An 8,357-nucleotide genomic window follows, 5' to 3' on the forward strand; every position below is an offset into this window, starting at 1 on the left:
ATCATCGCAAGAGTGAGTGAGGCAAAAATTTTGCCGGTAAATTGTATGATTTTTGTTTTCTAAAGCACGTGTCTCTCGCTTAAGGAAAATAAAAAATAATAATGCTCTCTCAATCTACCGCTCATCTGAGAATAAATCTAAATGCTCTTTTAAAACTGCATTTTGTACTGAATCTAAAGGAATGTGAGTGGTGTGTTAAGACATCCTGCGTAAACAGATATTAACCATTCAAAATTGTTAAAGAAAAATCTAAACCTAGAGGAACCTCTGATTAAATGCGCAAAACTATGAATAAGAAATATATTGTGTTTTTCATGATATGATGAACGTTGGAGATAAGATCACAGCTTTTTCTCAACAATGGGAAAAATGATGGCAAATGCTGTGTGTTCTTATCTTCTTATGTTATTAATAAGGTGTTGGGGATATCATAAGTCGAGACTATTCTCTTTACGTGATAAGAAAAGTGCGAGACAAAATAGTAAAAAGATAGCGAGAGAAAATATGAAGAATATGATATAGGTTTGACTTAAAGAAAGATATTCTTCTGTCAGTAAATGTATCAAAAAGCCAGCGAATACACTTCCCATGGCGTTGCCTATTTGCTGTAATATGCGTGTGATAACGGCTGTATCTTTGACGTATAAACTGTTGACATATTGGATGGGGGCGGAAAGGCAGACGATGGTGGCGATGCCAAGTCCTATGCCTCTTAGCAAGAATCCAAGTCCATCCATGCTTATATTATAGCCGAAGCATAATAACCCAAAGCTTGATATCACTAAACCAATTCCTATCATGAAAAAGGGAGATTTTTCTTTCCATTTTTGATAAATAAATTTCCTGCCAATCCATGCACCCACTCCTTGCAGAGCAAGGAGGGCACCGATGATGAGAAGGCTCTTTTCATAGTTTCCTCCCATGGCAACGGCTAGTGGGAAATAAACGAGGAAGCTATAAAAAAGAAATGAAGCAACGAGCCCCATGATCATGAGCAATGTATAGCGCGCATTTTTAAATCCGCTAAAGACGATTAATTTGTTTTTTGCTTTCTGATTAGAAACAATGAATAATATGAGAGATATCACGGCTATAAGCGCTAGGATAAAGAGGGCGTTGTGGTTATTGATATTTCTGGCTTCTGTGAGATAAAAAAACGAAAGAAGGGAGATGGAAAACGCTAAAAATGCAAATAAGTTAAATTTTGTTTTTGTTGTTTCGTTGCTCTTTAAATGTTTTGCTCCAAGGGTGAGTGCCAATAAAATAAGCGGAATATTGATAAAAAATAACAAACGCCAAGACACATACTGAGCAAGCGAGGCGCCTACCAGCGGACCAAAGGCAGGAGCGAAAACTGTTGGTACGGCTATGGTGCCCATGGCTTGCCGCACCCGTGTTTGTCCAAATTGTAACGCAATGATGGTTTGGCTAAGAGGCAGTAAAAGACCTGTTCCGAAACCTTGAACGATACGAGCAGATATAATGGTTGGAAAATTATAGCTTAATCCTACCCCCAGTGATCCAAGCATAAAAATGAAGCTTGCAAGAAGCCAAGTGCTTTTTATACCTATTCTTCCTTGCACAAAAGCTGCCATCAGCAATCCCGGCACGGTGGCGAGAAAATAGGATGTTACAACCCATTGTATATTATTTCCTTCCACGGAAAAATAATGCGCAAGGTTAGGAAGGATGACATTGACAATGCTCCCGTCCAGCAGAGGAAGTATGCTGGAGATAATGACACTATAGATGATATATCGCTCTGATTTGTTATCGGAATCTTTTTGTTGCATGATGATGCCCCCTTACAGATATGAATTAATATGGATTCTGCCCCATAGGCCACAGAGCTTTTAAGAATAAACTTGTGTTTGTTGCTATAGCATTGTGATGAATGTGGTTGAGAGTGTTGACGGTCCCCTTATATTCCCCTGGTGTAGCCCCTTATTATTTCTCAAATAAAACTGTTTTTAAAGCTGGTTTTGGTGAGTTTATCGAGGAGTCTATTCGTCGTCAATTCATTTTGCATGAGAGCAAAAGCCTACAGGTTTGTGTAAGCTCTGCTCCAAAGGTTAAATGGTTTGCGGTTTTGATAAGATTTGCCCCAGTTTTTACGGATCCGTTTGCGTTCTGGTGAGAATTTTATGAGGGATAAACGTCGGGATCAATTTGTCTCGTTTATCGAGAGTATTGTTGATGATGTTTTGTAACGTAACTCTAAGATATATATTGCAAGGGTAGAGGTGGCATTAACAGTTAAGCGCGCATGACGAGGATTGAGGTTTAATTTTCGAAAATTTGCTTCCGAGTGACCATGAGCTGCTCCTTTTTTGTTTCTTAAATTCATGGTACTATTGGCAATTCCATATAGACCGGATGCGATCAATTTTTAAGTCATTGACATCGAGATCATGAGTGTTTTTTTCTCTACATCTTCTGGACAAATCTTAGCATGTTCCGCGACTTGTTTCCATAAAGCGGGAAGTGTGTGAGCTGTTTTTTTATATAAGATAGCATAGTGGTCAAGATAAGCTTTACAAGATGCTTCCAATATATTTGCTGCATAAAGCTCTGAAGCCATTGGATCGGTTTCTATGTTAGCTAATGCTCTTTTTATTTCGGTTTCTATTGCGGATAGTCCATTCTTCGCAACTTCTTTTTGCAATGTTTCTGCAGAAAGAAGGCCGGCTTTTAATTCTTGTGTCTCTCTTTCTTTGATAATATATCCTCCACGTTCATACTGCAATCCATCTTTTTTTAACGTTTCTAAAATTTTACTTTGATCTTCTTTCAATTTTTGCACTTGAGCTTCTGATTTTTCCTCAAATAGGAATTCTATTGCCGTATGAGAATCGTTGTCCATAAAATCACCAAGCAGGTTCCCAAGGATCTCAAGCGGTTCATCACATTGCAGATTGATTGCATTGAGTTGTTTCTTAACCTTGACAGCCTTACTATCATTTGGTTTTTTATTAAGAGTGAGTGGCGTATAAAAGAAAATGTAAAAATCAAAAATAATCTTTTTAGAGATGATCTGCTTTATGTCATTGTACATTATGATTTTTAATATTTTAAAAACTTTCCCCTCAATGAGGAAAGCTTTTCTCATGAACGAGGTAGAGATTTTTCATTACAGTTAACAATGAAATGGAGAGAAGACGCTGCTTTGCGAGCTGTTTTTGTCGCATCATCTTCATTTGAACCTATTGCGATTACGAAACCGTAGCGGTTAGATGAGTTTGAAATAGGATAAATGAAATCACCAAGTTTACAATGAAGTTCAATGTCTACAATATTAGGAAAATATTGGAGGGTTTCATAACCTTCAATTCTCTCAAGTTTTCCATATCCGGGACCGGGAGTAAAGAATCTTATTGCTGCACTACAAAAGTTTATAATATTCTTTTCTATCGGGGCACATAAACCAAGTGGCCATAATATTGATAATTGAACGAGGTCTATACCTGTGCTTAATTTTACAAGAGATGAAATTCTATCGCCCCCTATTCTATTATGAGTTTCAATAATTCTTATTTTCTCACCATCTAATTTGATTTCTGTGTGAGAGGGCCCTTCGTCTAAGCCTATGAGTGTTAAGAATTGTGAAATATAGTTGATAATTTTTTGTTGTACTGTTTTTGATAAATCGGCTGGTACACAATGCCCGATTTCAGTAAAATTTTTACCATCTTCATTTTCTATGAGGTCTTTTTTAGTAATTGCTATGATTTTATGGTTCCCTGAAAAACTAAAGGCTTCAACAGAGTATTCTTCTCCAGAAATAAATTCTTCAGCTATGAGGTTAGAGGAAAAACAGATATTTTCAATATCATTGATTGAATTGACTTGGATAACATCTTTACTATCATAACCATCTATGGGTTTCACAATAAGTGGACTGCCGGTTGTTGTAAAAAAACATTCTAATTCTTTTTTATTTTTTGGTTTTGCAAATTTGAGGGAATATTCTGCGTGATCAGAAAGAAATAAACGCATTGCATATTTATTCTGTATTCGTTCCATTGTTTCCCATGATAATGCTTTAAGTCCTAAAAATCTGGATAACTCTGATGCAAGTGGAAGAGCTTTTTCAGTTAAAGTTATTATAGCATCAATTTTATGATGACTATGGATGGCGCTGATTATTTTTTTGGTAAGAGACACCTTATGATAATCAAAAAGAAAGATAGAGTCTTAATTCATATAAGCGGTGAGGTGACCATTTTCAGGTTTGTCCAAGATTGTCATCTTTATACCGTTGAGTTGTGCGCAATCAATCATGGCAGGATGAGGACTTAAGAATACAATATGCTTTTTCATAAACTTACCTTTTTGCTGGATTTTTTTTAATATGAGGAGAGAGATGAGGGATGTACTGAGAGAGGCAATACTCAAAATCTACCAAATCGATAATCCAAAAAAATCTTGGTTGGATAAGAGGGAACCCAGATAACTTCCCGCCATGCCGCCGAAAGCACTAGAGAGGCTCATGACTCCATAGGCGCTAGCGATGAGGCGTTCATCTATATTTGTTGCATCATAATCGAGGCGTATCTGTATAATGATTTCAGCAAAGGAAAAAAGGATGATCGCTAAGAAGAGGTAAAAATAAGAATAATTAAGAGCGTGGAGAATAATGAATGAGAGTCCAAACAAAAGATAATATGATAGGTGTTTTGAAATTTTCTTTGTATGCCCGTTTTTATACCGATATTTAGCAAAAATCACGATGAGTGCATTGCGTATAAAAATATATGAAGAAGCATTTCCTCCCAAAATTTGATCACTTAACAAGGGGTCGGTGATTTCAAGTTGTATGTAAAAGAAGGTAAAGAGAAACATAAACATAAACAGTGCAACACTCAATATGGCTCTGTTGGTAAGCAATTTCCTAAAATCAGAAAAATTTATTTTATTCAATGTATTGGTGTGAGAATTTTCTTTTAAGGTACAGTTGAGGAGAAATAATAAAAAAAGATCAAGCCAACCAGACTCAATAATAGGGAGGGAAGAATTTTAAAAACCAGTAGTCCAATCAATGGTCCACTGGCGCATTTATATTCGCAAAGATGGTTCTTGTTGCTAGAATATTGATTTTTTCGGCTCTTGAGACATTTTTTACTAAAAAAGATTTTGCAGCAGACAGATATAGACTGCTTCCTAACCCAATGAGAGCGTAAGAGAAAAGGAGGAGATAAAAATTATATGTAAAACCAACGATGAGATAACTAGGAATCCGTATTGCTAAGTCTAAAAGCACCGTGTTTTTTACATGGACATAATCGGAAAGTATGCCCCCTAAGAGAGAGCCGCTCTTTGGCACCGAAAAGCAACGCTAATAATAGTATCAATTTCTAATGTATTGAGAGAATGAAGCTTACTTAAGTAGATCGCCAAAAAAGGAACGACCATAAATATCCCAAGATTACTCAATAAAGTCGTCATCAGAATAAGTTTTATGTTTGCCTTGAAAGTGAGGATGTTGTGTAACATTTTATTGCTCAATCACTAAGGTGCACTTTGTTTGCTTCTGAGAGTGCATTTAATAGAGCCGTTTCTGAGGTTGTTCTCGTGGTTAAGACAATGCCGACACAGGCTGTTTGATCTCTTAAGTTGTGAATTTCTTTCCCTTCTAAAGCACATGGGGTGAGGGTTGTTTGTTTATATGCTGCATGTTTTAAGCCTATTTGCTTAAATGTTCCTGTTGTTTTTGCATAAATAAATGCTTGCCCTATAGAGGCTTGAGCCGTCAATTCTTTGCGAAACAATTCAGGTTCTCTCCCTAAGGCACATTCCAAAAAACCTTGGTAGATATTGGTGTTAAAGGCTTGGCAAAGTGCTTCACCAATTTGCCCTCCTCCTAAACGGGGATTTATTTCAACAACTTCAAATCCATATTCTGTAACGATAAATTCCGTATGTGCAAATCCCTCATGATAAGAGACAGCAGAAAGGATCTTTTTAATCCATTCTTCTACACCTTGCAACTCTGGATTGTTTTTGTCTAAAGGCAGGGCTGTTGCAAGTTCTTTAAAGTCAGGCATGTCTGACATGACTCTGCTTGAGAGAGCAAGCAGCTTTGTTTTCCCTCTATGACTGATTGTTTCAGCGCTATAAAGTGTTCCTGTAAGGAAAGTTTCAATCAGAATGCTTTGAAGAGACGTGCTGTTTTTTATAAATTCCATGATGCTGGAAGATTCAGCTTCATTTTCTGCAAACCAGACATTTTTTGATCCTGTTCCATTTGGGTCTTTAAGAATAACGGGATAAGAGAGGGTGTGTACGTCTTGGAAAGCATTACGCTTAATAACCGTCACTTGCCCTTTTGTGAGACCTTTGTCGAAGAGGATTTTTCTTAAATAAGCTTTATCTCTACAGATGTTAATCGCCGATGCATTTGGTGTTTTATATCCCAAGAGGGCAGAGATTTCGTTGACAGTGGTTGCCCAAGTGTCTGTAAGATTAATAATGCCACAAAAATTTTCTAAATTTTGGCAATAGGTGATAATTTCCCCATGCTGAAATGTATCGCATTCAATAACGGTTAGATGTTTACTTTTGATATGCTCCAGTTCATAAAAATACATCTCTTTATTGTGGGTTAAGAGGTGTAAGTGAACGTCGAGATTTTCTGCTGCTTCGACAAGTTTAGACAAACCAAATGTTAAGGTTTCCACAAGTACAAAGTCCATTTCTTATCCTATTTTATGGGGATCATTTTGTGAAAAGAGTTTTAAAAGTTCTTTATTTTTTATTTAAAATGTAAATCAGAATAGATGAATATAATGATAACAGGCTTTGACTTTATAGACTTTTAAAATTTCTTCTAAAAAGATCAATGTTTCTTTTTTAGCGTATGCGTTGGTATTGCCCCCCATGGCGTTGTAAAAAACCTGTTTCAACCAAGGTTCGTCTTAATCTTACAAAATCTACTGTAAAAAGATTGCATATCTTGGAGACTTCTTTTTCGCTATAGATTTTTTCCTTTTGAAAGGCTTCTGCAATTTTTTGCAGCATTTCTTCTGTTTCTAAATGGCGATCGCTTAAATTTTCCATATTCCGCTCGTTTTTAACTTCTAGTGATTTCCACAGTGTCTCTTCTGCTTGAAATCCCTCTTTGTTTTTTTCAATCAGACCCAGATTTAAAAGACGATTGATGGATTTATGAATGGTTTTGGCATCACAATCGATATGTTTAACAATATCAGTCAGATTTTTCGCACCAAGGATAATGGCGGCATAAATAGCGCGCAGTGTTGGGGAGGTCATGGCAGAGATCAGTGAATTGCGTATGCTGCATTTGTGTCGTGTTTCTTGTCCTATCGGCAAAAGGTCATCGCGAAGGGGCAGTTCATTGATCTCTATGAGTTCTGCTTGGAGCGGCTGTGTGCGTACAATTTGTTCGGAAGGGGTACGTTTGCGAATAAGAGCCAGACCACTTTGGCGATATTTGTGATTTTTGGGCAGGGTTAAAGCTTCATAGGAGCCATCAAGCCGATAGAGAATTTCTTCCCACAAAGGGGTTCTGACGCGTCTAACCAGTTGAGTTCCATTAAGCGCAACAGTTGTTGTCATGGTTGGCTCATGCAAACAGAGATAACCACAAGGCACAATATGCTCCCAAAGTGTGATCACAAATCGTACATCATCGGTGGGCGTTCCTGCACCAATCCAGGCAAAGTTTATGGGGCCCCAAGATTTGAGAGTGCTCTCATCGAGAGAGAAAAAATTCTCATTCATAAATGTTACGGTGTCTTTTTCAATGTTGTCGTCTTGGAACAGTTTTTGCCATGCTTCTTCGGCTAATTGACCTTCGACTGAAAAATCATCAATGGTGATCAGCCGTGGGTTGATAACTCTCAGGAATTTTTGAAGGGTCAAGCAAAGCAGTGCGCTCTTCCCAAACGGAGGATTCTAAAAGTTTTTTATCTTGTTCCCATGCTTGTTTTACTTTTTGCAGGGCTGTAGCAATTAAGCGCGTGCTATTTCCCGCACCGATTTCAATGACTGTGCGCGGTCTTGCCATTTGAATGAGTGTGTAAAGAAGCTCAATACTGTTTTCTGTTCCCATACCAGGTCTTATTAGAGACATCTTTTGATCCTTATCATTTTATCAAGCGTAGCATTCCTGCTTTGATAAAAAATATTGTTGTTTGTTCTATGGGGTGTTGAAGATGTATTTCTGCTGTGGCTTTCAACTTCAGAGACGAGGGAGTATTTGACGCATAAACGCGTAATTGTATGGCAAATGAATTTTACAACACATTGATTGATAAAGATCATTTCGCATTGTTGATATTGTATGGGACCCTTGAATATCGTAAGGTTCTCTCATAATCTTTTTATTATAGTGAATT

9 protein-coding genes are annotated in these 8,357 nt (G+C 37.2%); 1 reads left to right on the forward strand and 8 read right to left on the reverse strand.

What is annotated here, in order from left to right:
* Positions 1–428: 428 nt before the first annotated feature.
* Positions 429–1,793, reverse strand: coding sequence for an MFS transporter (locus ABID23_RS07390; RefSeq protein WP_354190793.1), 1,365 nt, complete (start codon positions 1,791–1,793; stop codon positions 429–431).
* A gap of 116 nt (positions 1,794–1,909) precedes the next feature.
* On the opposite strand from ABID23_RS07390, the gene ABID23_RS07395 reads away from it, so the two are divergent.
* Positions 1,910–2,137, forward strand: coding sequence for a hypothetical protein (locus ABID23_RS07395; RefSeq protein ID WP_354190795.1), 228 nt, complete (start codon positions 1,910–1,912; stop codon positions 2,135–2,137).
* 27 nt (positions 2,138–2,164) lie between these two features.
* Here ABID23_RS07395 and ABID23_RS07400 read toward each other — a convergent pair whose 3' ends face one another.
* From ABID23_RS07400 to ABID23_RS07430, 7 genes are all read right to left on the reverse strand, one after another.
* A complete protein-coding gene (locus ABID23_RS07400) occupies positions 2,165–2,386 on the reverse strand; it encodes an abortive infection family protein (RefSeq protein WP_354190797.1) in 222 nt (73 codons plus the stop codon).
* Between the two features lie 3 nt (positions 2,387–2,389).
* Positions 2,390–3,109: a hypothetical protein gene (locus ABID23_RS07405; protein WP_354190799.1), complete on the reverse strand. Its 720-nt coding sequence runs from the start codon at positions 3,107–3,109 to the stop codon at positions 2,390–2,392.
* On the reverse strand, positions 3,106–4,164 hold the full coding sequence (locus tag ABID23_RS07410; protein WP_354190801.1) for an ATP-grasp domain-containing protein: 1,059 nt from the start codon (positions 4,162–4,164) through the stop codon (positions 3,106–3,108). The genes ABID23_RS07405 and ABID23_RS07410 overlap by 4 nt, the downstream gene beginning before the upstream one ends.
* A gap of 234 nt (positions 4,165–4,398) precedes the next feature.
* The gene (locus ABID23_RS07415; RefSeq protein WP_354190803.1) at positions 4,399–4,776 is read right to left on the reverse strand and encodes a hypothetical protein; all 378 of its coding nucleotides are present in this window, start codon (positions 4,774–4,776) and stop codon (positions 4,399–4,401) included.
* Positions 4,777–5,501: 725 nt separating this feature from the next.
* Positions 5,502–6,692 (reverse strand): ATP-grasp domain-containing protein, encoded by a 1,191-nt coding sequence (locus ABID23_RS07420; protein ID WP_354190805.1) that lies wholly within the window; start codon positions 6,690–6,692, stop codon positions 5,502–5,504.
* A 157-nt stretch (positions 6,693–6,849) separates the two neighbouring features.
* Complete coding sequence (locus ABID23_RS07425; RefSeq protein WP_354190807.1) at positions 6,850–7,881, reverse strand: DUF2087 domain-containing protein; 1,032 nt, start codon at positions 7,879–7,881, stop codon at positions 6,850–6,852.
* On the reverse strand, positions 7,829–8,092 hold the full coding sequence (locus tag ABID23_RS07430; protein ID WP_354190809.1) for a hypothetical protein: 264 nt from the start codon (positions 8,090–8,092) through the stop codon (positions 7,829–7,831). Before ABID23_RS07430 ends, ABID23_RS07425 begins: the two co-directional genes overlap by 53 nt.
* Positions 8,093–8,357: the final 265 nt, after the last annotated feature.

It is taken from the genome of Bartonella silvatica (assembly GCF_040545155.1).
Taxonomy (GTDB): Bacteria; Pseudomonadota; Alphaproteobacteria; order Rhizobiales; family Rhizobiaceae; genus Bartonella; species Bartonella silvatica.